At 65.9% G+C, this 24,239-nt stretch carries 19 protein-coding genes and 1 pseudogene; 11 read left to right on the forward strand and 9 right to left on the reverse strand.

The annotated features are described in order from the left end of the window. The first annotated feature begins 18 nt into the window (after window positions 1-18). Window positions 19-729 carry a type 1 glutamine amidotransferase gene (locus XI02_RS35615; protein WP_172647043.1) on the forward strand — a complete coding sequence of 237 codons (711 nt, stop codon included), beginning with the start codon at window positions 19-21 and terminating at the stop codon, window positions 727-729. On the opposite strand, the gene XI02_RS35620 is transcribed toward XI02_RS35615, so the two are convergent. Beyond that, window positions 726-1,604: an NmrA/HSCARG family protein gene (locus tag XI02_RS35620; protein WP_172647042.1), complete on the reverse strand. Its 879-nt coding sequence runs from the start codon at window positions 1,602-1,604 to the stop codon at window positions 726-728. The genes XI02_RS35615 and XI02_RS35620 overlap by 4 nt on opposite strands. Window positions 1,605-1,721: 117 nt before the next feature. Here XI02_RS35620 and XI02_RS35625 point away from each other — a divergent pair, with 117 nt between their 5' ends. Beyond that, window positions 1,722-2,618, forward strand: a complete 897-nt coding sequence (locus tag XI02_RS35625; RefSeq protein WP_172649082.1) for a LysR family transcriptional regulator — start codon at window positions 1,722-1,724, stop codon at window positions 2,616-2,618. 22 nt (window positions 2,619-2,640) lie between these two features. Here the strand turns inward: XI02_RS35625 and XI02_RS35630 are convergent, their stop codons facing one another. Both XI02_RS35630 and XI02_RS35635 read right to left on the reverse strand, forming a co-directional pair. Then, a complete protein-coding gene (locus XI02_RS35630; protein ID WP_026193281.1) occupies window positions 2,641-2,991 on the reverse strand; it encodes a hypothetical protein in 351 nt (116 codons plus the stop codon). A gap of 189 nt (window positions 2,992-3,180) precedes the next feature. Next, a complete protein-coding gene (locus XI02_RS35635) occupies window positions 3,181-4,116 on the reverse strand; it encodes a LysR substrate-binding domain-containing protein (RefSeq protein ID WP_016847659.1) in 936 nt (311 codons plus the stop codon). 196 nt (window positions 4,117-4,312) lie between these two features. Here XI02_RS35635 and XI02_RS35640 point away from each other — a divergent pair, with 196 nt between their 5' ends. The 6 genes from XI02_RS35640 (at window position 4,313) to XI02_RS35665 (ending at window position 12,762) form a co-directional block, all read left to right on the forward strand. Further along, complete coding sequence (locus tag XI02_RS35640; protein ID WP_194483261.1) at window positions 4,313-5,299, forward strand: NAD(P)-dependent oxidoreductase; 987 nt, start codon at window positions 4,313-4,315, stop codon at window positions 5,297-5,299. Window positions 5,300-5,351: 52 nt separating this feature from the next. Beyond that, a complete protein-coding gene (locus tag XI02_RS35645; RefSeq protein WP_172647040.1) occupies window positions 5,352-6,683 on the forward strand; it encodes an MFS transporter in 1,332 nt (443 codons plus the stop codon). 29 nt (window positions 6,684-6,712) lie between these two features. Further along, a complete protein-coding gene (locus XI02_RS35650; RefSeq protein ID WP_172647039.1) occupies window positions 6,713-8,041 on the forward strand; it encodes an MFS transporter in 1,329 nt (442 codons plus the stop codon). A gap of 22 nt (window positions 8,042-8,063) precedes the next feature. Continuing rightward, on the forward strand, window positions 8,064-9,089 hold the full coding sequence (locus tag XI02_RS35655) for an amidohydrolase family protein (protein ID WP_172647038.1): 1,026 nt from the start codon (window positions 8,064-8,066) through the stop codon (window positions 9,087-9,089). Between the two features lie 186 nt (window positions 9,090-9,275). Beyond that, on the forward strand, window positions 9,276-9,950 hold the full coding sequence (locus XI02_RS35660) for an RraA family protein (RefSeq protein WP_172647037.1): 675 nt from the start codon (window positions 9,276-9,278) through the stop codon (window positions 9,948-9,950). Window positions 9,951-10,569: 619 nt separating this feature from the next. Then, window positions 10,570-12,762, forward strand: coding sequence for a TonB-dependent receptor (locus tag XI02_RS35665; RefSeq protein ID WP_172649081.1), 2,193 nt, complete (start codon window positions 10,570-10,572; stop codon window positions 12,760-12,762). A gap of 12 nt (window positions 12,763-12,774) precedes the next feature. Here XI02_RS35665 and XI02_RS35670 read toward each other — a convergent pair whose 3' ends face one another. The 3 genes from XI02_RS35670 to XI02_RS35680 all read right to left on the reverse strand — a co-directional run bounded on the left by XI02_RS35670 (window position 12,775) and on the right by XI02_RS35680 (window position 15,357). Beyond that, window positions 12,775-13,548 carry an SDR family NAD(P)-dependent oxidoreductase gene (locus XI02_RS35670; RefSeq protein WP_172647036.1) on the reverse strand — a complete coding sequence of 258 codons (774 nt, stop codon included), beginning with the start codon at window positions 13,546-13,548 and terminating at the stop codon, window positions 12,775-12,777. Between the two features lie 215 nt (window positions 13,549-13,763). Then, the gene (locus XI02_RS35675; protein WP_253591077.1) at window positions 13,764-14,384 is read right to left on the reverse strand and encodes a hypothetical protein; all 621 of its coding nucleotides are present in this window, start codon (window positions 14,382-14,384) and stop codon (window positions 13,764-13,766) included. 64 nt (window positions 14,385-14,448) lie between these two features. Beyond that, on the reverse strand, window positions 14,449-15,357 hold the full coding sequence (locus XI02_RS35680; RefSeq protein ID WP_172647035.1) for a LysR family transcriptional regulator: 909 nt from the start codon (window positions 15,355-15,357) through the stop codon (window positions 14,449-14,451). A 135-nt stretch (window positions 15,358-15,492) separates the two neighbouring features. On the opposite strand from XI02_RS35680, the gene XI02_RS35685 reads away from it, so the two are divergent. Then, window positions 15,493-16,266, forward strand: coding sequence for an SDR family oxidoreductase (locus XI02_RS35685; RefSeq protein WP_172647034.1), 774 nt, complete (start codon window positions 15,493-15,495; stop codon window positions 16,264-16,266). Between the two features lie 19 nt (window positions 16,267-16,285). On the opposite strand, the gene XI02_RS35690 is transcribed toward XI02_RS35685, so the two are convergent. Then, window positions 16,286-20,635 (reverse strand): translocation/assembly module TamB domain-containing protein, encoded by a 4,350-nt coding sequence (locus XI02_RS35690; RefSeq protein WP_172647033.1) that lies wholly within the window; start codon window positions 20,633-20,635, stop codon window positions 16,286-16,288. Continuing rightward, window positions 20,635-21,909 (reverse strand): autotransporter assembly complex family protein, encoded by a 1,275-nt coding sequence (locus XI02_RS45580; RefSeq protein WP_244981035.1) that lies wholly within the window; start codon window positions 21,907-21,909, stop codon window positions 20,635-20,637. The genes XI02_RS35690 and XI02_RS45580 overlap by 1 nt, the downstream gene beginning before the upstream one ends. Window positions 21,910-21,933: 24 nt before the next feature. Between XI02_RS45580 and XI02_RS45585 the strand changes: the two genes are divergently transcribed. Then, window positions 21,934-22,578 (forward strand): hypothetical protein, encoded by a 645-nt coding sequence (locus XI02_RS45585; protein WP_244981034.1) that lies wholly within the window; start codon window positions 21,934-21,936, stop codon window positions 22,576-22,578. Between the two features lie 467 nt (window positions 22,579-23,045). Here XI02_RS45585 and XI02_RS45590 read toward each other — a convergent pair. Beyond that, window positions 23,046-23,192 (reverse strand): annotated as a pseudogene (locus XI02_RS45590) (LuxR C-terminal-related transcriptional regulator); the annotation flags it as partial. On the opposite strand from XI02_RS45590, the gene XI02_RS35700 reads away from it, so the two are divergent. Continuing rightward, a complete protein-coding gene (locus XI02_RS35700; protein WP_244981033.1) occupies window positions 23,137-23,748 on the forward strand; it encodes an SDR family NAD(P)-dependent oxidoreductase in 612 nt (203 codons plus the stop codon). The pseudogene XI02_RS45590 and the gene XI02_RS35700 overlap by 56 nt on opposite strands. Window positions 23,749-24,239: the final 491 nt, after the last annotated feature.

Consider the following 24,239-nt stretch of genomic DNA (forward strand, 5'->3'; position numbering starts at 1 on the left):
CATCCGTCCGCGCGTTCCATGCCCCGTATCACCATCATCGAAACCGGGCTCGTCAGTCCGCAATTCCGCGAGCGCCACGGCAGCTATCCGCAGATGTTTCAGCGGATGGTAGCCACCGCCGATCCGTCTGTGGCTTGCGACGTCGTCAGCCTCGCCAATGGCGAGACACTGCCGGATCCGGCGGCATTGGATGCGATCCTGATCACGGGATCGGCCGCCGGCGTCTATGACGATGTCGAATGGATCGCGCCGCTCGAAGCCTTCGTGCGCACGGCCCATGACAAGCGCATTCCAACCGTCGGCGTCTGCTTCGGCCATCAGCTGATCGCGCAGGCGCTCGGCGGCACGGTGCGCAAATCCGAGAAAGGCTGGGGCATCGGGCGCCATGTCTATCGGATCGCGCCGGACAACGGGCTGATCGACGGCGAGACGATCGCCGTCGCCTGCTCGCATCAGGACCAGGTGATCACCCCGCCCGCCTCCGCGCGCACCATCCTGTCGTCCGGGTTCACGCCGCATGCCGGCCTGCTCTATGCCAACGGCACGACGCTGTCGGTGCAGCCGCATCCGGAATTCACCGCCGACTACGCCGACGCGCTCTGCGATCTGCATCGCGGCCGCGCGCCGGATGCCCTGATCGAAGCCGCCAAGTCCTCGCTCGCAGAGCCGCTCGACCACGCCACGCTTGGCGGCGTGGTCACGCGCTTCCTCGTGCACGGGGCCAGCTAGCCCTTGCGCCACTGCGTGGCGGCGTCGCGGGCGAAATCGCGATAGGCCCGCGGCGCGCGGCCGAGCAGCTTCGTCAGGCGTGCCAGTTCGTCGGCCGTCGCGACCGCGCCGTCGCTCTGGTACCGGCCAAACATGAGGCGCATGTCGAGCGCGAGCCATGCCGGCATCGCCGCCTTAAAACGCTGCTCCATCACCGCGAGATCGTCGCCGCCATAGCTGACCGCGCGGCCAAGCTCATCGCGCCAGATCGCAGCCGCGCCCGCGCCGGTCACGACGTCGGGGCCGACCAGCGCGTAGGTCTCGCGGCCCAGCGGGGCGGACGCGCGCTCGCGGCGCAGCAGCTCAATCGCGGCCGCCTCGCCGATGTCACGGATGTCGACCATCGAGATGCCCTTCGCGCCGATCGGCATGCCGTAGGCGCCGAAGTTCAGCAGCGGATCCTTCAGCCGAAGATCGTTCTGGATGAAATAGGCCGGACGCAGGATGGTCGCGGGAAGATCGAGCGCCTCGATCATCCGCTCGACCGTGTGCTTGCCGGCGAAATGCGGCACGTCGGCATAGGCCTCGCCCTTGAACACCGAGAGATAGACGATGCCCTTGACGCCGGCCTCGCGCGCAGCGGTCAGCGTCAGCATCGCCTGCGTCAGTTCGTCGGCGGCGTTCGGTACCAGCAGGAACAGCGTGCTGACGCCAATGAGCGCCGCGCGGACCGAATCCACGTCGGCAAGATCGCCGCGAACGGCCGTCACGTGCTGCGGAAATTGCGCCTTGCCGGGCGAACGCGTCAGGGCCCGAACCTCGACGCCGTGACCGGCGAGATGATTGAGAACCTGGGTGCCGATGGTGCCTGTGCTGCCTGTCACCAGAATAGCCATGTCGAATACTCCTTCTTTTCGGCAGACCGTCTGCCGTCGCCGAGAAGCTATCCGTTCCAATTTTACTTTGAAGATGCCACTATTTGGACATACCGTCTCGAATATGGAACAGGACCGATGGACCTTCAGGCACTCGCCGATTTCAACCTGGTGGCCGCGCATGGCGGGTTCGGCCGCGCCAGCCGCGCTTCCGGACGAGCCAAGGCCACGCTGTCCCGCCGCGTCGCCGAACTGGAACAGAGTCTCGGCGTCCGCTTGATCGAACGGGGTTCGCAGAGTCTGCGATTGACCGACGAGGGCCGCGCGCTGCACGAGCGCACCAGCGGTCCATTGTCCGACATCGCGGAGGCCGGCGAAGCCGTGGTGCTCGGCGCGTCGACGCCGCGCGGCCGCTTGCGGGTCAGTGCGCCGGTCTTGCTCGCCCATGTCGCGTTCGGCCGGATCGGTGCACGCTTTGCGCACGCCTTTCCCGACGTCCAGCTCGAGATCGTCGCCGAGGATCGCCTGGTCGATCCGGTGGAAGACGGCTATGACCTTGTCATCCGCATCAACCCGTCACCGGACGAACGTCTCGTCGGCCGCCGCTTCCTGCATGACGAACTGCTGGTCGTGGCGCATCCCGACCAGCAACGACCGACGGCCTCCGCGCACGATCCGGATGGCGTCTCCGTCGATGCTGTTGTGATGTCGCCGACGCCACCGGACACGGTCTGGCGCATCCGACATGAACACGATGAGCTGATGCTCAAGCCGCGGCCGATGTTGCGCCTCTCATCCATGCTGATGATGCGCGATGCGGTGCTTGCAGGCGCCGGCGCGGCCCTGCTGCCCAAGCTGCTGGTCGACGACGACATTGCCGCGGGGCGCCTTGCCTATTGGGGAACGGATGCCAGACCTCCGGTCGAGATCTGGGCGCTGCAGAGCTCGCGACGGCTGGTCGGTGCAAAGGTTCGCGCGTTTCTCGACGTCGTCGAGCAGGCATTCCCGAACCGGGTGTTCGTCCCGCCGGCCTGAGTTGCAGTCCGGATAGCGTGCCTCAGGTCATGCTGCCCGGCATGAAGCAGCGCACGCGCGGGTGGCCGTCGATATAGTGCTTCCACACCATGGTGCGGCCGACCTTGTTCGGCTCGGTGATCACGGCCTCGTTCGGCACGACAACCCATTCATTGTCGATGAGCACGCGATAGTGGCCGTGATCCGACTCCCAGTCGGGATCGGCGACCACATAGCCGTCGGCATCCGAGCAGCATTGTCCATAGCCGCTGCGCAGGCTCTCGAACCAGGGCTTTAGCGGTGAATTGGCGTAGCGGCCGTCGTCGCGCGCCAAGGCCGGTGATGCGAGGCAAATCGTCCCAAGCAGCAGTGCCGCACGTGTGATGACGTGCATGTCGTCGTCTCCGTAGGTGTCGATCCAGCTGCGGGCGCGCGTCACGGACTGCTCGCCTGCGACGCTGCCGCCGCAGGCGAGAACACGACACATCCGCGCCCCAGCACCTGACGTTGAACGATGCAAGAGCAAGGCCAGACTGGATGCCGGAAGACTACGGCCGACGAAAGTATAGGGCGTGCGGCACGATCAACGACGCACTGCTGCGACCTCGGGGACGAGCGGCGGTACGCTGCGCGACGCCGCCTGCAGCGCGCATTCGACGAACCGGCGCGGCAGCAGCGAGGCGCTGGAGCGCATCGCCACCAGCATGCGGCTTTCCGCATCCGGCGTGTCCAGCGGCTTCGCCACCACATTCATCACGCCGGCCTGCTGGTAGCACGACGGCAGGATCGAAAGCCCGATCCCGGCCGCAACGAGGCTGAGCACGGTGCGCAGCTCATGCGCCTCCTGCACCACGCGCGGAGCAAAGCCCGCCCGCCGGCACAGCATCGCGGCCTGATCGCCGACGCCGCAACCGCTCTCGGCCATGCCGACGAATTCATGCTCGGCAAGGTCGGCCATCTCAAGCGCCCCCTTGGCGCCGGCCAGCGGATGATCCAGCGGCAGGAACACCATCAGCCGGTCGCGCCAGACCACATGGACCTGCAGATCGGCCGCCGGTCTGAAATCGAGCGGCGGGCGCATGATCGCGACATCGAGCTCGGCGTCGGCAAGCGCGCGCAGCTGCGTCGCCGTCGACATGTGCCGGAGCTCGATCTTCACCCGCGGATAGCTGGCGCGAAAGCTGCGGAACAGCTCGGCGAACATGTCGAGCATCGGGACCGAGCCGGTGAAGCCGACGCGGATCATGCCGGCCTCGCCGCGCGCGGCACGGCGCACCGTCTCCGACGCCAGATCAAGCTCGCTGACCGCACGCCGCGCATGTTCCAGCAGCAATTGTCCGGCCTGCGTCAGTTCCACCGCGCGCCGCGTCCGCGCCAACAGGCGCGTGCCGAGCTCTTCCTCCATCGCCTTGATCTGCGTACTCAGCGGCGGCTGGCTGACATGCAAACGTTTCGCTGCGCGGCTGAAGCTGAGCTCTTCGGCCACCGCGATGAAGTAACGAAGCTGCCTGTAATCCATCGCTTATTCCGATTCCCTATAAGTCGGGGGTCAACAAGGTATTTGACCTCACGGGGCCATTTTTCGATCTTCGCGCGAAATCACCTGTCCTCCAAGGGAGAAGAAGGGAGAAGCGCGCGAAATGCGTCAGGTTCAGGCAGAATGGCGCGGCGCGCGCAGCGGGTCAGCCATGCAATATCGCAGCAGACGATAGCAGATGACCGCTTCGTTTCGCGTTCTCGTCACCGGCGACAGCCTCGCGCCGGCCGCCGTCAATGTCCTCAGCGAGATCGGTGCAGATGTCGTGCTGATGCACGATGCCGTCACGCCCGAACGTCTCGCGCACGAGATGGCGCGGGTGCCGACGCAGGCGATCCTGATGCGCGGCAATCCGGTGTTCTCCGCCGCCACCATCGCAGGCAATCCGCATTTGCGCGTGATCGCAAAGCACGGCGCCGGCGTCGACAGCGTCGATATCGATGCCGCGACCGCCAGTCGCGTGCTGGTGATGGTCGCGGGCGACGCGAATGCGCCTGCGGTTGCCGAGCACACCATCGCATTGATCCTCGCCCTCGGGCGCGACGTCGTCAGCCTGAACGCGCGAGCTCATTCCGGCGCCTGGGACCGCGCCACCTATCGCGGCCGCGAAATCCGCGGCCGCACAATCGGCCTGGTCGGCTTCGGCCGTATCGCCCGGCATGTCGCGCGCGCGGCGGCCGCGCTCGGCATGAGCGTCGTCGCGCTCGGCCGGAGCAGCGGCCGTGTCGATCCGGCGCTGGCGCGCGAAGCCGCCGATCTCGCCGAATTGCTCGCGGTTTCCGACATCGTCAGCCTGCACGCACCGCTGACCGATGCGACGCGCGGCATGATCGATGCCGGGCGGCTCAACGCCATGAAGCCCGGCTCCCTCCTGATCAACACCGCGCGCGGCGCGCTGGTCGACGAGGATGCGCTGTGCGCGGCGCTGCGAAGCGGCCATCTCGCCGGTGCCGGCCTCGACACGCTGGCGGAGGAGCCGCCGGCGCAGGACAGGCCGATCCTGCAGGCGCCGAACCTGATCGTGACGCCGCATATCGCAGCCCAAACCGGCGCATCGATCACGCGGACCGGCGTCGAGGCCGCGCGCAACATCGTCGCGGTCCTCACGCAACGCGACATCGATCGCGCCAATGTGGTCAATCCGGTCGCGCTGGACCCACCTTAAATCTCGCAGCCAACGGCCCGGCAAGAGGCCGAGATCAACAGGGGAAACGAACATGAATCTGGGGTGGCTGTCCAAGCTGTCCGCCGTCGAATGCAAGACCTTCTTCGCCGCCTTCGGCGGCCTTGCGCTCGATTCGATGGACACGACGATCTACGCGCTGGTCACGCCGGCGCTGATCGCAACGCTGAGCCTGTCGCGGCCTGACGCCGGCATTCTGGCTTCCAGTTCGTTGATCGGCACCGCCCTGGGCGGCTGGGTCGCCGGAATTGCCGCGGACCGGTTCGGCCGGGTGCGCGTGTTGCAATTCACCATCCTCCTGGTCGCGGTCTCGACCTTTGCCGCCGCCTTTGCCGACGGCTTCTGGTATCTCTTGGTCGCACGCGCCGTCCAGGGCATGGGCTATGGCGGCGAGGCCGCGGTCGGCGCCGTGCTGGTCGCCGAAGTGGTTTCGGCCGGCATGCGCGGCCGCGTCGCCGCCGCGATCCAGAGCGGATACGCCGTCGGCAATGCGCTGTCGGTGGCGCTGTTTCCCGTCATCTTCGGCTGGCTGTCGCAGGACATGGCCTGGCGCGTGTTCTTCGCGATCGGAATCCTTCCCGCGCTGCTGGTCTTCTTCGTCCGCCGCTTCGTGCCGGAATCCGCGATCTTCGTCGAGGAGAAGGCACAGCGCGCCGCCTCGCCGACGCACAACTTCTGGACCATCTTCACCGGTGAGCATCTGTTCAAGACGCTGGTCGCAACCTTCTTCACCACAGGCACGCTCGGCGCAGCCTATGTGATGATCACCTGGCTGCCGACCTATCTGCAAACCGGGCTGCATCTGCCGGTCACGCACACCGCCGGCTATCTCGCCGTCAACATCTTCGGATCGTTCGTCGGACCGATCGCCTTCGGCCTGATCGCCGACCGCATCGGCCGCCGCAAGGGTTTCATGCTGTTCCTGGTCTGCCAGGCGTTGAACGTCGCGGTCTACACCCAGGCGCCGATCGGCCAGAGCATCACCGTCATCCTCGGATTCTTCCTCGGCGCGCTGCAGGCCGGCCTCGCCTCCGGCCTGATGCCGACTTTTGCCGAGCTGTTCCCGACCAGCATCCGCGCCAACGGCGCCGGCTTTGCGCTGAGCGCAGGACGCGGCCTCGGCTCGATCGTGCCGGCGACCGTCGGCATTCTCTCGACGCGGATGCATCTCGGCGACGCAATGGCGATCTGCGCCATCTGCGGCTACACCGCCGCCTTCTGCGCGGCATTGCTGCTGCCCGAGCAGCAGGGCATCGATCTCAGAACAATGGCGACAGGCGCCGCTTCGGACGGCGCCGAACGGCTGCCTGCCGAACGAGAGGTAGAGCACCCCAACAACATCCGAAATGGTGTCGCGACCCAATGAACGCCATCACAATGAACGGGAGGATTGCAATGGCCGGAGCGTCCGTCACTGAGCTCGAACAGCAGACCATCCGCCGCGTCTATTGGCGGCTGATCCCGATCCTGTTCGTGATGATGTTCTTCAACTATCTCGACCGCATCAATCTCGGCTATGCCGGGCTGACGATGAACAAGGACCTCGGCCTCAGCCCAACGATCTTCGGCTTCGCGGCCAGCATCTTCTTCCTCGGCTATATGGTACTCGAGGTGCCCAGCAACCTGATGCTGCACTGGCTCGGAGCGAGAATCTGGCTGGCGCGGATCCTGATCACCTGGGGCCTCGTCGCCGCGCTGACAGCCTTTGTCTGGAATCCGCTCAGCCTATACGTCATGCGGTTCGGCCTCGGCGTCGCGGAAGCCGGCTTCATGCCCGGCGTGGTGCTTTACCTCACCTACTGGTTCCCGGCACGCTATCGCGCCCGCGCGGTGGCGGGATACATCATCGCCGGCTCGTTCTCGGCGGTTTTGGGCGGGCCGATCTCGACCAGCATCATGACCTGGTTCGATAACACTGCCGGTCTCCACGGCTGGCAATGGATGTTCCTCGCCGAGGGCGTGCCGACCATTCTGCTCGGCCTGTTCACGCTCTATTATCTCACCGACCGCCCGGCCAAGGCGAGCTGGCTCACCAAAGAACAGGCGGCCTGGCTGGAGGGCGAACTCGCCGCCGAGCGGGCCGAGATCGAACAACAGGGACAGCACAGGTTGATCGAATGCGTCCTCGATATCCGGGTCTGGCTGCTGGCGGCGCTGTTCGGCTGCGCATTGGTCGGGATCTACGGCCTCTTGCTGTGGCTGCCGCAGATCATCAAGGGCATGGGCAATCTCAGCAACATCCAGGTCGGCTTCCTCTCGGCGATCCCGCCGCTGCTCGGCGTCATCGGCACCATCGTGGTCAGCCGCAGCTCGGACAAGACCGGCGATCGCAAGTTTCATCTCGCGGCGGTCTATCTGCTGGCCGCGGTTGCGATACTCGGCAGCGCCTATGTGGCGAGCCCGGTGCTGGCCTTCGTGTTCCTCTGCATCGTCGGCTTCAGCCTCAACGCCGGCAATCCGCTGTTCTGGAGCATCAACGCCTCGCTGCTGACCGGCGCGGCCGGCGCCGCCTCGATCGCGCTGGTCAACACGCTGGCGCAGTTCGGCGGGCTGATCGGGCCGTGGTGCATCGGCCTGATCAAGGACTCCACCGGGAGCTTCTCCTGGGCGCTGGTCGGGATCGCCGGCTTCCTGCTCGTCGCCTCCGCCATCGCCGCCACCATGCGCGTCAAGCCGCGCGAGGCGGAATTGACGGGCGCGATCCCGTCATCCGTCGCACACTGACACCCCTACCAAGGAAGCAACCATGATCATCGATTGTCACGGCCACTACACCACCGAGCCGGCCAAGCTGCAGATCTTCCGCGACAAGCAGCTCGCCGGCCTCGCCGACAAGTCGCGCCGGCCGCTCACCACCAATCTCGGCATCACCGACGACGAGATCCGCTCCAGCGTCGAGGGCGCGCAGCTCCGCCTGCAGAAGGAGCGCGGCACCGACGTCACCATCTTCTCGCCGCGCGCCGCCGGCATGGCGCATCATGTCGGCAAGGAAGCGACCAGCCGCGAATGGACCACGATCTGCAACGACCTCGTGCACCGGGTCTGCACGCTGTTCCCGCAGAACTTCGTCCCCGTGTGCCAGCTGCCGCAGAGCCCGGGCGTCAAGCCTGCCAACTGCATCGAGGAGCTGGAGCGCTGCGTGACGCAGCTCGGCTTCGTCGGCTGCAACCTCAACCCCGATCCTGCCGGCGGCTATTGGTGCGATCCGCCGCTGACCGACGAATGGTGGTACCCGCTGTATGAGAAGATGGTCGAGCTCGACGTGCCGGCGATGGTCCATGTCTCCTCGTCCTGCAATCCGTGCTTCCACGGCACCGGCGCGCACTACCTCAACGGCGACACCACCGCCTTCATGCAATTCCTGACCTCGGATCTGTTCAAGCGCTTCCCAGCCCTGCGGTTCATCATCCCGCATGGCGGCGGCGCGGTGCCCTATCACTGGGGCCGCTACCGCGGCCTGGCGCAGGACATGAAGCTGCCGCCGCTGTCGGAGCATCTCTTGAAGAACGTGTTCTTCGACACCTGCGTCTATCACCTGCCCGGCATCGAGCTGCTGACCAGGGTGATTCCGGTCGAGAACATCCTGTTCGCGTCCGAGATGGTGGGCGCCGTGCGCGGCATCGACCCGGAGACCGGGCATCATTTCGACGACACCCGCCGCTACATCGATGCGCTGCCGCTGAGCGCGGCGGACAAGGCCAAGATCTTTGAAGGCAATGCGCGCCGCGTCTATCCTCGTCTCAACGCCCATCTCGACCGCCGCGCGCATTGAACGTTGCCGAGACAAGCACTCCAACTCCTCATCCTGAGGAGCCCGCGAAGCGGGCGTCTCGAAGGATGCAGGCCACCAACCGGGCCACATGGTTCGAGACGCGCGTTCCGCGCTCCTCACCATGAGGGTCCAACCAAGCAGCAAGACCGACAATCGACTTCAACCAATCAATCTCGGAGAAAACCGATGGCCATAGGATTTGCTATTCACAAGACGAAGCGGAAAGTGTCGCCTGACCTCGTCGCGCGCTACCGCACGCTTCCGGTCGCCAATATCAGCGATTCGATGTCGCGGATCGCGGGCACCAACCGGCTGCGGCCGATGCACGCGGGCGGCTGGCTCGGCGGCCCGGCGCTGACGGTCAAGACCCGGCCCGGCGACAATCTGATGGTCCACAAGGCGATCGACCTCGCCCAGCCCGGCGACGTCATCGTGGTCGATGCCGGCGGCGTGCTGGTCAACGCCATCATCGGCGAGATCATGTCGACGCTGGCCGAGAAGAAGGGCGTCGCGGGCTTCGTGATCGACGGCTCGATCCGCGATGCCGGCGCGATCCGCGCCGGATCATTCCCGGTGTTCGCCGCCGGCGTCGCCCATCGCGGCCCCTACAAGGACGGCCCGGGCGAGATCAATTGCGCCATCTCGATCGACGGCATGATCGTCGAGCCCGGCGATCTCGTCGTGGCCGACGACGACGGCGTGCTCTGCGTGCCCTATGACGACGCCGAGGCGATCTGCAAGCTGACCGAAGCCAAGAAGGCCACCGAGGAAAAGGCCATCCAGCAAATCCTCGCCGGCACCAGCGACCGCCGCTGGGTCGACGAGGCCCTGCAGCGCCTCGGCTGCGAGTTCAAGGACTAGCGATCGGCGGTCCCAAAGGGCGGAGATGCCCGCCTTTTGGGCACCAATTTGCGCCAAGTCGGCCGGAATCGTCCTGCCCTTATCGGGTTCGCGTGCCCGTCCATCAAAATCGGGAATTTTTCCCGATTCCAGATGGAAAAGAATCCCGATCCCCCGGGATTGATCTTGTTTGCCAAAGCAAGGGCGTTCCCGCAGTCTCCGAGCCAAGGTTCGTCGGGGGATCAAGCCGAACCGCGGCTTAGGGGTGGGCGTCATGGTTGGTGCGTTGTTGCGTGCGGCAACACGTTTTTTGTCTTCTTCGGTCTATACGCACGGCGCTGCGGCCGCGCTGGCCGTTATTGGCTCTGCACTGCCATCGACTGTCCTGCACGCTCAGACGGCCGATCCGGTCCCCACTGAACTGCCGCCCGTCAATGTGATTGCGCCCACACCTCTGGCCGGCACCCGCAGCGCAAGGCCGGCGGCACGGCCGGTGGTTCGGACCACGCGAACCGCGCGAACCCGAACCGGACCTGTTGCTCCGGCAGCGGGACCCGATGTCGGCACCGCTGCACCCGGCCCCTCCGACCGCGACTCCACCCTGATTGATCGCGACAAGGTCCCGTCCAACACCGCGGTGATGACGACGCAGGATTTCAGCCACAACTACTCGACCAACTTCCTCGATGCTGTGAACCGCAAGCTGCCCGGCGTCACGCTCACCGACCAGACCGGCAATCCGTTCCAGCGCAATCTCGACTACCGGGGCTTCACCGCCTCGCCGGTGCAGGGCACGCCGCAGGGCATCGCGGTCTATCAGAACGGCGTGCGCATCAACGAATCCTGGGGCGACGTCGTCAATTGGGATTTCATCCCGGAAAAGGCCATCGACAGCGTTGCGCTGTTTCCCAACAATCCGGTGTTCGGCCTCAATGCGATCGGCGGCGCGCTGAGCATCCAGATGAAGAACGGCTTCACCTATCAGGGCTCCGAGGCTGAACTGTTCGGTGGCTCTTACGGGCGGGTGCAGGGGAGCGTGCAGGCCGGCGGCCAGAGGGACAACATCTCCGCCTACGCTGCGTTCGAATCCGCCTACGATCGCGGCTGGCGCGACTACGCCAATTCGTCGCACATCAACCGCATGTATATCGACGTCGGCGCGCGCAACGACCAGACCGAATTCCACATCAATTTCACCGGCGCCAGCAACCTCCTCGGCAATGTCGCGGCAACGCCGGTGCAGATGCTCAATCAACGCTGGTCGAGCGTCTACACCTGGCCGCAGACGACGCTGCTTCAGCTCGCCTTCGTCAACGCGACGTTGAACCACAATTTCTCCGACACGTGGTCCTTCCAGGGCAACGCCTATTTCCGCGGCTTCCGGCAGACCCATGTCGACGGCAACGGCACCGACGTGCATGCCTGCGACGGGGGAGACAGTTTGTGCATCGGCGACGACCTGCCGATTTTCGGTCCGGCGGGAGGTCCCTCGGTTCCGAACACGCTGGGCAACGCCTTCCTTGGCGAAGTCGACCGCAACCGGGCCGCGACCAACAGCTTCGGCGGCACAGCCCAGCTGACCAACTCGGACAAGCTGTTCGGGCACGACAACCACGTCGTGATGGGCGTCAGCGTCGACCACGGCAATACGAAATTCACGGCGACCAGCGAGCTCGGCACCATCGATCCGAACAACCTGTTCGTGACAGGCACCGGCATTTTCATCGACCAGCCCGACGCCGGTCTCGCCCCGGTCGACCTGCGCGCCACCAACACCTACACCGGCGTCTATCTCACCGATACCTTCGACGTGACGAACAGGTTCTCGGTCACCGGAGGTGGACGATTCAACTATGCCGAGATCGATCTCCAGGACCAGACCGGGACCAACCCGCAGCTCAACAGCAACAATCGCTTCCAGCGGTTCAACCCGGTGATCGGCGGCACCTACAAGATCACGCCGAACCTCACCTTCTATGCCGGCTATTCGGAGGCCAACCGCGCGCCGACGCCGCTTGAGCTCGGCTGCTCCGATCCGGCACGCCCCTGCGTCATCGATTCCTTCCTGGTGTCCGATCCGCCGCTCAAGCAGGTGGTGTCGCACACTGTCGAGGCCGGCTTCCGCGGCAGCTGGGGCCGCGATGCCAGGACCGGCATGCTGAGCTGGGGCATCGGCGCGTTCCACACTCTGTCCGACGACGACATCATCCGGGTGCAGAGCCCCATCGGCACTGGCAATTTCGGCTATTTCCAGAATGCAGGGCAGACCCTGCGGCAGGGCATCGAAGCTAAGCTCGACTACCGCGTCGATCGCTGGAACGCCTATGCCAATTACACCTTCATCGACGCGACCTATCGAAGCGCAAACACGCTGCCGGCTCCCGACAACCCGAACGCCCTGACCGACCCGAACAACGATGACGTCCGGTTCATCAACGTCAAGCCGGGCGACCATATCCCGGGCATTCCTGCGCACCGCTTCAAGGCCGGTGTCGAGTACCTCGCCACCGACGCATGGAAGATTGGCGCCGACGTCAACGTCGTCGGCAGCCAGTGGCTCGTCGGCGACGACACCAACCAGAGCCAGAAGGTCCCGGCCTACGCCGTCGTAAACCTGCACACCTCCTACAAGATCGCGCCGAATATCGAGGTGTTCGGCCTGATCAACAACGTCTTCAACCAGCATTATTATCTCGGCGGCGCGTTCTACCAGACCGGCGGCTTTGCCAGCGCCGGAGCCGCGCCCAATCTGATGGCCCAGCTGACCGATCCGCGCACCTTCGTGCCCGGCATGCCGCTCGCCGCCTATGCCGGCATCCGGGCGAAGTTCTAGGTAAGTCGCCCGCTACGCCACCGTCCCACCGTCGACCGGCATCGCGATGCCGGTGACGAACGACGCCTTGTCCGACAGCAGGAACACCGCGACCTCCGCGATCTCCTCGGGGCGCGCCGCGCGGCCCATCGGATTGCGGGTGACCGCGGCCTTGATCAGTTCCTCCGCGTCGGCCTCGTTGTGGCCCGGCTGGTCCGGGCGGTTGACGAACACCCGCAGCATCGGCGTGTCGATCGCACCGGGGCAGATCGCGTTGACGCGGACGCCGTCCTTGGCGTGGCGCTTGGCGAGCGCGCGCGCAAGACCGATCACGCCGGCCTTGGCCGCGGAATAAGTCGGACTCCACGGCGAGCCGACCAGGCCCGAGGTCGATGCGGTGAACAGGATGCTGCCCTGCCGCCGCGCGGTCATCTGGCCGAGCGCCGCGTTGGTGGTGATCAGCTGCGAGCGCAGATTGAGATCGACGCTGAGATCCCAACCTTCCAGATCGTCGATCACGGACGGACCGGGAATGCCGAGATGATTCCACACGCAGTCGAGCGCGCCGAATTCCTTCACCGTCACCGTGACGATATCGCGCGCAAAGCCGTCGTCGCGCAGATCGCCGGCCAGCGCCAGCGCGCGTCCGCCGCCCTTTTTGATCTCGTCGACCACCGCCTTCGCGCCGGCCTCGTTCTGGTCGACCACCGCGACTGCCGCGCCCTCGCGCGCGAGGATGCGCGCCCCGGCGCGGCCAGCGCCGGATGCTGCGGCGGTGACGAGTGCGATCTTGCCCTGCATGTCCATGTTTCGATCCTGACTGTGCCCGCGACTTCGAGCCTTCTTGGGTGCTGAGGTCTTGGTTGAATCAGGACCGCCGCGCTGCCGTCTTGCGCTGACGTGCTAAAGCATGATCCGGAAAAGTGCGAAGCGGTTTTCCCTCGCGACAAACGCGGGACGCGTTTGCGCGGAGATCATGCTCAAAAAAAGAGCTAAAGCGCGATGACGATTCTCATCGCGCTTTACCGGCCGCCGAACAGGACCGGAGACTGGCCGGGCAGCAGCTGCGAATGGATGTCGCTGTCCATGCGCTCCGCCCCCTGCTGGGTAAAGCTCGCGCCGAAGGACAGGCTGAGATTCGAAGTCGGCCGGAACTCGAGGCCCGCGCGCGCAGAATAGCCGGCGTTGACGCCGGGATTGCCGCTGAACGGCGCCAGCGGTCCGCCGGCACCGGGCGGATTGTACTTCAAGGTGTCGAAGCCGGCGAAGAAGGTCACGGGCGTATTGCCGACGCCCCTGAAATTGTAGCCGAACTGCGCGCCCTGATATTCCAGCGAGCCGAACGCCGCCGATTGGCCGAGCGCGTTCCAGCCGACGCGACCGCCTTCGCTGCCGGCGAACCAGCCGTCGGGCCGGCCGTTCAGATATGAGAAATCGCCGCCTTGCGCGCCGGCGGCGTCAAAGCTCGGAAAGTTTCCGTAAGTATCCGCCTTCTGGCCGTCGGCGAGGCTGCCGCCGAAGCCGAACAGCGAGCCCGGCGTCCAGTAGCGCACCGGGCCGGCCTGAGCATTGGCCTGTTGGCCGCTCAGGCACAGCGCCAACACTGCGATTGCGGGGCCGAATTTACTCACCAAAGTGGTCATCAGGTTACCGTCACGAGCGGCGGGATTATACGTCCCACCGACCGGGAACGCCAGCCTGCGCCCCCTACTCCGCCGCGAGCAGCTTCTGCTTCAGCAAATCCGTCAGCCAGTCGGCAAACACCTGCAGCCGCCGCGACAGATGCTGACGGTGCGGATAGAGCAAGGTCATCGGCATCGGCGCGGCGCGGTGCCGCGGCATCAGCTCGACGAGCTCCCCTGCATCGATATGCCGCTTCACGTCGTAGGCGGGAATCTGGATCAGCCCGAGGCCGGCGAGGCAGCAGGCGATATAGGCCTCGGCGCTGTTAGCGGTGACGCGGCCGCGCATCGCGATGCTGCGCGACGCGCCCTGCTCGCTCCACTCCCAGTCCTCGATGCGGCCGGTGGAGGGCGAGGCGTAGTTGACCGCCCAATGCGCGCCGAGATCGTCGGGCGTGCGCGGCGTGCCGTGGCGCGCGAGATATCCGGGGCTTGCGACATTGATCAGCGTCAGATTGCCGAGCGGCCACGCGATCAGACCGGAATCGCCCAGCGGGCCGACGCGCACGACGCAATCGACGGAGTCTTCGATCAGGTTGATGGCACGGTCGGTGACGCCGAGATCGATGTCGATCTGCGGATAGCGATCAAGGAAAGCCGGCAACGCCGGCGCGATGATCAGGCGGCCGATCCGCCCGGGCACGTCGACCCTGAGCCTGCCCGACGGTTCAGCGGCGGCATGGCGGAACAGGGTCTCGGCCTCCTCGACATCGGCAACGACGCGCAAGGCTCGCTCGTAGAAGGCCGCGCCGTCATGCGTGGGCGACACCTTTCGCGTCGTGCGATGCAGCAGCCGCGCGCCGACGCGCTGCTCCAGCTCCGCGACCGCCGACGAGACCGATGAGCGCGGCAGGCCCAGCGTGTCGGCCGCCCGCGTAAAACTCGCGCACTCGACGACGCGGGCGAAGATACGGAACAGGTCGACGCGGTCCAAAATCGTCCCCGATTGTTCGCCATTTCTGACAAGTGAGATCAGAATGCATGGCTTTATCGGCAAATCCTAGACGATATCGTCGTCTCCAGAAAGCGGCCGCAGGGCGCGGCCGCGAGACCTGGAGAGGCGAATGCCATGACCGACCACAGCATCAAGGACAAGACCGTCATCATCGCCGGCGGCGCCAAGAATCTGGGCGGCTTGATCGCGCGCGATCTCGCCGCCCACGGCGCCAAGGCGATTGCGATCCACTACAACAGCGCGGCAACCAAGGCCGATGCCGACGCGACGGTGGCGGCGCTGCAGGCCGCAGGCAGCAAGGCAGTCGCCTTCCAGGCCAACCTCACGACATCGGGCGCGATGGAGAAGCTGTTCACCGACGCGGTCGCCGCGATCGGCCGTCCCGACATCGCGATCAACACCGTCGGCAAGGTGCTGAAGAAGCCGATGGTCGAGATCTCGGAGGCTGAATATGACGCGATGAGCGCGGTCAACGCCAAGTCCGCGTTCTTCTTCCTCAAGGAGGCCGGCCGTCACGTCAACGACAACGGCAAGATCTGCACGCTGGTGACCTCGCTGCTCGGCGCCTACACGCCGTTCTATGCCGCCTATGCCGGCACCAAGGCGCCGGTCGAGCACTTCACCCGCGCGGCATCGAAGGAGTTCGGCGCGCGCGGCATCTCGGTTACCGCGATCGGCCCCGGTCCGATGGACACGCCGTTCTTCTATCCGGCCGAAGGCGCGGACGCGGTCGCCTATCACAAATTGGCGGCGGCGCTGTCGGGCTTCTCCAGGACCGGCCTCACCGATATCAAGGATATCGTGCCGTGGATCCGCCTGCTGGTGTCGGACGGCTGGTGGATGACCGGCCAGACCATCCTCGTCAACGGCGGCTACACCACGAAGTGAGGCGCGATCTCGGTCACCTTTACCATTCGAATCGCGTGCCGACTCCGACGGATGTCGAGCCCTTCGCATCGACATCCGACTCGACGCGGATATGGCGCGTCACGTCGACATTGGCCGACACTCCTGACTGGCTGGCGCTCGCGCCCGTCCGCACGCCTACGCTCAGCCTGTCGCCGATCGCGCGCGAGGCGCCGACCATCGGGCCGCCCGCCCCGGCGCCGACGTCCAGATTGTCGACCCCGAGCGAGCGGCGCATGCGGTCCACCGTTCCCTCGCCACCGCTGGCGAACTGAGCCGCGGCCCCTGCGAGCTGCACGGCCTGCGAGGTCGTCAGGCTGCCCGAAGCTTTCTGAAAGAGAATGCGCGACAGGATCTCGTCCTGCGGCAACTCGGGCTGCGAATGGAAGGCGAAGGCCGGCGCGGCCGCCGGGCCCGAGATTCCGACCTGCGCGGTGATGTCGGAGGCCTGTATCTCCGCCGCGAAATCGAGCTCGGGCGCGAGATCGCCATTGAAGGAGAGATTGCCCTTGGTGAAGGTCAGCGTCTTTCCGAGCACCACCAGCTTGCCCTGATAGAGCGAGAAGGCTCCCTTCGGAACCGGCGCGTTGCTCGTGCCGCCAACATGAACGGAGCCGCCGAGTTCCGCGGTTACCCCGCGGCCATGGATGAAGACGTGGTTCGGCGCCGAAACTGTCACGTCGAGCGCTGCGTTGAAGAGCGCCGGACGCTTCATGTTGCCTTTCGGCGTCTCGGCCTTGCGCGCAGCCGCGAGCCGTGCAGCGGCCTGTCCCGAGGCGTTCACATGGTTGATGCCCTCGATCGGCTTCAGCGTCGACGGCAGGCGATCCGGAATATCGACGTTGACGCGGGTCAAGTCGACGCGACCGACGATCCGCGGATCGCGCGCCAGGGCGCCTGTGACGTCAATGGCGAGATTGGCCTGCGCGGTCGCCAGCGCGCTGGAGGCAAGCGTCGCCTGCTGACCACGAATCGAGACCGTGCCTGGAAAGCCTGCATCCGGAGCGACCCGCACCTGACCGGAGCCGGACAACGTGCCGCCGTTGGGCGTCACCGCGGCCAAGCGCTCCACCACGACGCGCTCTCCTTCGGCGGTGATTTTCGCCTCGACGGCGTCGAGGCGCGTGCCGAGCATGCTGTCGCGGAAGGTACCCCCGCTCAAGGTGGCGACACCGCCGATCTGAGGCCTGGTGCGCGTGCCGCCGACATGGGCATCGAGCGCGACGCTGCCGGATACGGTACGGCCGGAGGCGGAAAGCGCGGCATTGGCGATGGCGGCATCGAGGCGGCCCTTCGCGGTCAGCGCGATCGGACCCGTGGCGTCGAGCGGCACCGTGCCCGACGCCGTGATCGCGCCGGCTCTTCCCGCGGCAATTGTGGTGTTCAGGCTCGCGCGGCTGCCATCGAGCCGTCCGTCCGCGGCAACGTCGATCGGCGGCAGGCCGGCGCTTCTGGTCTGCGGCGCGGCGAGCTGCCTGACCGCGACCTTGTACTGGCCGATCGGCGCGCTCATGGAGCCCGCAATCGCGGCTGACGCGTCGAGGCTCCCGCTCAGGCCCAAGCCGGGTATCGCGACATCGGCCTCGCTGAGCGGGATCGCGTTTGCCGCGGCCTTGAGGTCGAGCACCTGGCCGGCTTTGCCGTCCACCGTGAAGCGGCCACGTCCAATCGCGAGCACCAGATGCTCGATCAGCACCGTGCCATCGTCGAGCGTGAAGGTCGCGGGGCCCTGCAGCGCGATTCCCTTGGCGCCACGCCGCGCAGTGAAGCGGTTGAGATCGAACCGCACCCGCTCCCTGGTGGTCAGTGCACCCGCGGCATCGAGATCGAAGCCGGCAGCCTTGGCGGACAGGCCGATCGTGCTCGCATCGGCATTGCCCTTGGCCGTTAGCGTGACATTTGAGACCGTCTGACCGCCGAACTCGGCACCGTTGACCTGCGCATCAGCATTGAGCACCGGATGGCCGTAGAGATCGGCGCCATCGGCGCGCAGACCGAAACTGCGGACGGCCGTGCCCGCGGCGCGGATTCCGGCACCCTTACCGGCAAGCCGAACCGACTGCTGGCCGCCATCGGCCGAAGCGGCAAGATCGAGTGAGGCCGAACCGGCGAGCTCTGTGAGGGCAAGCGGCGAGAGGTCGGCGAGCGCCCCGGCTGCCAAGCGAATCTGCCCGCTGCCGAATCTCTGTGCGTCGATCGTTGCTGCCCCCTTCAGGGATACCGATCCGATCGCGATGTCGATGGTCTTGGCATGCCATCCGGCAAAGGCGGGAGCTGCGCGATCGTCGGGCTCCGACGATCGACGGCTCACCTGGACAATCCCGCGCGCCGGCTTGCCGTCGACGGAGCCGTCGAGCTTGGCCTCGACAGCACAGGCTCCATTGATGTCGTTGACCGTCGCGGCGAGCGCCAGATGCGGAATCGGGCGCCGCATGGCGGTGGCGCGATCCACCGAGGCCGCGAACGAAACCCCGGGATGCGCGAGCCCGCCGGTGAGACCGACGTCGAGAGCTCCCGCACCTGTGAGGCGCGCATCGGCCGCCGAGAGATCCGGCAGGTCCACACGCGCCGACAGGTCGCTCGAGTCGCGCGTCACTGTTCCTTTGGCACGGACCGCAACATGGGCACCATCGATCGACGCGCCGCGGACCGTGTAAGTGTCGCGGCCGTCGCCAGAGATGTCGGCTGCGAGTGCGAGCCGCGCCCCCGCGAGCCCATCGAGCGGCGCAAGTCCCGTCGCAAGCTTCTCGCCGGCACCTGACATCCTGATATCAAAGCTGCCACGCTGGAGATCCGTGTCGAGATCGAGGCCGAACGCCACCGAGCCCTTGAGCTTCAGCCCGGCAAGGTCGGCAAAGGCGCCGAGGTCGGGCACCGTTCCGGTTGCCCGGCCATTCAGGCGACCGGCGCTGACATCACCTGCATAGGTTGCCTGAACCGTTGATGTGCCGATCTCGAGACGCTCGATCCTGGCGCGGCCGCCCAGGTCCGTATCGCCGTGGAGCACAAGCGACGCGGTGTCGCCGATCGCGGCCGCCAAACTCGCGTCGCGTGGCGCAATGCCGGAAGCGCGCAGGTTCGCGTCAAGGATGATGCGCGTTGCCGGATCGCCGGCCTCGGCACGAGGAACGGCCGTGATGGAAGCATCAAGCGCCTCGACGTCTCCGTCCGGCAGATGAGCACCCGACAGCGTGAGCTTGATCGATGCTGCGGGAGCCTTGATTGGGCCGTTGACGCGGCCGTCGAAGACGAGGCTGCGGATCGAGCCTTGGTCAGTCTCGGTCACGTCGCCGTTGCTTGGCAAGGCGCGGATGGAGGCCGCGAAATCCACGACCTTGTCGGCTCGGAGCAGACCTTTCGCGTCGAGCCGCGCGAGACGGCTCGTCAGCGTCAGCCCGTCCAGGGCGACGCTGCCGTCGTCACCAAAATGCGTCGTACTGTCGAGATGGGTTTCACCGGCGAAGACCGGCGCGGCGATCGCCGGCAACAACGGTTCGAGATGGCTGGCAAGGCGCGTTGCGAGCACTCGGGCCGCGCCGTTTCGGTCAAGCGTAATCGTGCCGGTCGCATCGATCGTGGGGCCGGCCTGCAACTTCAGGGCACCACGAAAGCTGTCGAGCGTGCCCTTGCCGCCCAATGCGAATGTGACGGGCGGCTCGCCCGGCAGATGGCCGAGCTTCGACATGAGTCCGTGGGCCGGCTCGTCGAGCGTGACGTCGAGGGTAAGCGCATTTCCCTGCGGAACGTAGGCGAGAGCGGCCTTGAAGTGGCCCGGGAAATCCTTGCGGGTGGCATCGAGGTTGAAGACGAGCCCTTCCGAGGGCGAGCCGAGCTCGGTATTGCCGGTCGCCGCGACACTCAAAGCTTCACCCAGAATCGACTGTCCCAGCGTCAAGGCCCGCAGGTCGAAAGCCTTCACCTGCACCTTCACCGGAAGGTCGGGCAGGATCGGCTGATCGGACTCGGCGGCAGGCTGGTCGGACGGAAGCGGTTTTCGCTTGATCTCGAGCGTGCCGATCTCGAGGCGGTCGATTTCCAGCCGCCCCAGCAACAGTGCGCTGCGTCGCCAGACGAGGCGCGCCTTGTCGAGCGTCAGCCAGACGCCGTCCTTGTCGGTGATGCTGACGTCGCGGACCGTGGCATCCGAGGACAGCACGCCATCGACGGCGCCGACATGGACCTGGGTCGCCGGCGTCGAGAGCGTCCGCGAGACAAGACTAGCCAGCACATCCTGCTGGTTCTCGCCGCTCCCGCCCGCCATTCCGTAGAGAACGATACCGAGCACTGCGGCAGCGATGAGGCCCAAGGCCGCGACGGCGGAACCGACAATGAACAGCCGTCGGATGCGCATCAGAAGGCCTGCCCAATGCTGACATAGATCGCGTAGCGGCTGTCGCCGGGGCGAGGGTTCAGCGGTGTTGCAACGTCAAGGCGGATCGGGCCGACCGGCGTGAGATAACGCAAGCCAAGTCCCGCGCCGTAGCCCACATAATCGTCGAAGCCCGGCAGGGACGATCGGGAGGCGGTGCCAAAGTCGAAGAATGGCACGAGACCGATGGTGGGCGTGATCCTGACCCGCACCTCGGCGGAGCCCTCGATCAGGCCGCGACCACCGGTGATCTGACCGAACATCATCGGCGAAATGGTGTTGAAGCCGTAACCGCGCACGGATCCGCCGCCGCCGGCGAAGAAGCGATGTGCATCCGGAATCTGGTCGAGCGGCGCGCCCGCAAGCGAGCCTGCGGCCAACCGCCCCGCAAGCACGTAGTCGGCCTGCTCGTCGAGCGCATAGTAGGCCGAGCCCGCAACCCGCGCTTCGAACAGATCGATCGTGGAACCCATCAGCTTCGGATAGGCATTGACGGTCGCCGAGAGGCGCACACCGCGCGTCGGGTCGAGCGGATTGTCTGTCGTGTCGTAGCGGCCGGTCGCCGTGAAGCCGATCAATGTCGCATCGACTCGCCCCAGCACGTCCTGCGATTTCGATTGCTCGGCCTGGAGACCGGCCTGCAGCGAAGCCGCCTCCGAAAAGCGATGGATCACGCCGAACGTGCCGCGCACCGTGTCGTCAGTGTAACCGCCGAGGTCGTTGTTGCCGACGCGCTCGCGGAACGCGGTGGCCTCGATCAGAAGATCGTTGGCCGTACCGAACAAGCCTGGCTTGATGAAGGTGCCGGTAAACCGTGCGCCGAAATCCGAGCCGCTCAGATTATTGAAGCCGGTGAAGGACGTGCCGTCGATCCGTTGCAGGAGCGAGGCGGATGCTTCGAGCCTCAGGCGCTCGCCGCCGCCGAATATGTTCCGATCCTCGTAATAGCCTGCAATGCCGGGACCATCGACGGTGGAATATTTTGCCGAGAGGCCCACCGCGTGCCTGGGCCTTTCCGTCAAATCGATGAAGACCGGCAGGTTGCCATTGGCATCGAGCTTGTCGGCCTCGCGGACGCGAATTCCTCCGATAGCCTGGATCTTTGCGATCGAGGTTTTCGCCAAGGCGAGCCGCTCTGGCGAATAGGGCTCGCCCTCCCTCAGGTAGACGTGCGTGGCCACCACTCGCGGGTCGACGTCTCCGCCCGCGATCGTCACGGCGCCGATGCCGGCCTTGGGGCCCGCTTCGACCCGCAACCGAAAGTCCATCGCGGCGGCGGCATGATCGACGGTGGCCTTGACATCGGCGACCTTCGCGAGCGGATGTCCGTTGCTGCGGAACCAGTCGACGAGTTTCACCTGCGCGGCGCGCAGGTCGGCAGAGATCGCGGCATCGCCGGACTTCAGCGCAAACGCGCGGCGCAGCAATCCCTGCGGCGCTTGGTCCCGCGGATAGTCTACATCAACGGCGCGCAGCTTGAACAACGGACCAAGTCGCGCGATGACCTTGATGGGCACAACGGTCCGATTGCGAAAGCTGTCGGCCCGACGCGCCGCCGCGGCAAGCCCGATCTCGTCGAGGGAGATTGGAACTCCATCTATCGTCACATCGATCTGGGCGTTGTAGCGGCCAAGCCCCCAAAGGGCATCGAGCAGCGGATTGATATCCGCCTGCAGCCGGCGCGCGAGACTTTCCCCGTCCGGCGGCGGTTCCTGTCGGAGGCGATAGGTGCCGGCGGCATCGCGCAATGCCTGTTCGGCGTCGCTATCGTTCTTGCCCTCCGGCGTCTTGGCTTCGATCTCCAACCGATAGGACAGCGTCGTGGCGCTGACGGGCGGCGGATCGTCGGAACCGAACAGACCAAAGAAATCGAGCGCGTGGGCCTGCTCGCACAGCGAGCAACCGACGACAGCGATGCACGTTGAACGCAGAACGCGTCGCGCTGCAGCGATGAAATACCTTTGCCTTGCCCGCCCCAGCAAAGATGGCAGGCATCGTCGCACTACAATTTGCTTGATTGTTCCGCTCCGCCTGCCTGTTGACACGACCCGAGTCTTTGCACCTCGGGTTCCGGCGATCCCCTGTCTCCGCGTTCAACAGGCACCACACGCGAAGTTGATAGACTCATGATGGACAATGTTGGGCAAACCCAAGGGAACCGCGATGTTCGTCGCAGTTATCCAATCTCCGATGCGCGCCACCATCGGTTCCGGCAACCACATCTTGCAAACAATCCGTCACACGCGTCGCGCAATCAGCATCGCCTGGCACTGACGCTGGAGCCGTCGGCAGATCAGCCGAGAGCCGCGTCATCGGGCGGCATGTTGTTCCAACGGCTGATCGAGTTCTTGCTCAGCCTGGCGGAAGAGTGCCTGCTTCGCTTCCGCCAGGATCATCCGTCGACGGCGGTCTCGCGCACCGCTTTCGGCAGCGCCTCCCAGATCCGGATGAGGTCGCCGATCGAAGTGGCCTGCAGCTTGCGCATGACGTTGGAGCGATGCAGCTTCACCGTCACCTCGCTGATCCCGAGCTCGAAGGCGCGGCGCACGGTCGCCAAGGCGATCGAGGCCTGGGGCAGGCTCGATGCCGTCATCAACAATGCCGGCGCCGGCGCGATCCTGCCGCTGGAAGACGCGACGGCCGACCGGATCGCGGACATCTTCGCGGTCAATGTGGTCGGGCCGAGCCTGCTCGCCGCAGCCGCGCTTCCGCACCTGAGGGCGACGCGCGGCGCCATCGTCAACGTCTCCAGCACCTACGGACACAAACCGGCGGCGGGCCTGTCGCACTATGCGGCGAGCAAGGCGGCGCTGGAGCATTTGACCCGCTGCTGGGCGCTCGAGCTTGCGCCGCTCGGCGTGAGAGTGAACGCGGTTGCGGCGGGGCCCACCGAATCCGGCGCACTCACCGGCATGATGGGTCTCAGCGACGAGCAGGCGGCAGCCGTCAAGGAGCAGGAACGCGCACGCATCCCGCTTGGACGACGCGGCCTTCCGGATGAGGTCGCCGGATGGATCGTGCGGCTCGCCGGTCCTGCCACGCAATGGATGACCGGTCAGATCATGACCGTCGACGGCGGACTGGAGCTGGCGTGAGCGTGCCCCTTGCCACCGATTTGCCCGACGACGCAAGCCCCACAGCAAAAAATATTTCGCTTTATCCGAAGATCAACTCGGTGTATGGTTTCCCCGTCTCACCCGATCGAGGGGCGCTGCGCATCGTCACGGGTGTTGCGGTGAGATGCGGTGGACGCCGAGTGTGCAACTGACGAGTGCGCATGCGGCGGACGGCGAAGTCGTGCAGACCTGACGCCCTAGCGGCAGGTGTCTTTTCACAAAACGCGAGTGCGTCTTGTGAAGACGGTGACAAAAAAGCCCAGTCTCACCGGGGCGAGCACGTATAAGCCGAAAACCATCGCGCAGGGAAAGCCGGGTTGTTTCCGGTTACACCTGTGGTCCTACCCCCGAGCTTTCTACCTTTTGCTCGGGGCCCATGGGTGCGATCGGCACCCGGCTTTCCCTGCGCCCTCTGCTCTCAGAGCGGCGAAACGAAATGCAAAGCTCGGGCAAATCATGTCGCGAGAATG

It is taken from the genome of Bradyrhizobium sp. CCBAU 21365 (assembly GCF_015291305.1).
Classification (GTDB): Bacteria; Pseudomonadota; Alphaproteobacteria; order Rhizobiales; family Xanthobacteraceae; genus Bradyrhizobium; species Bradyrhizobium elkanii.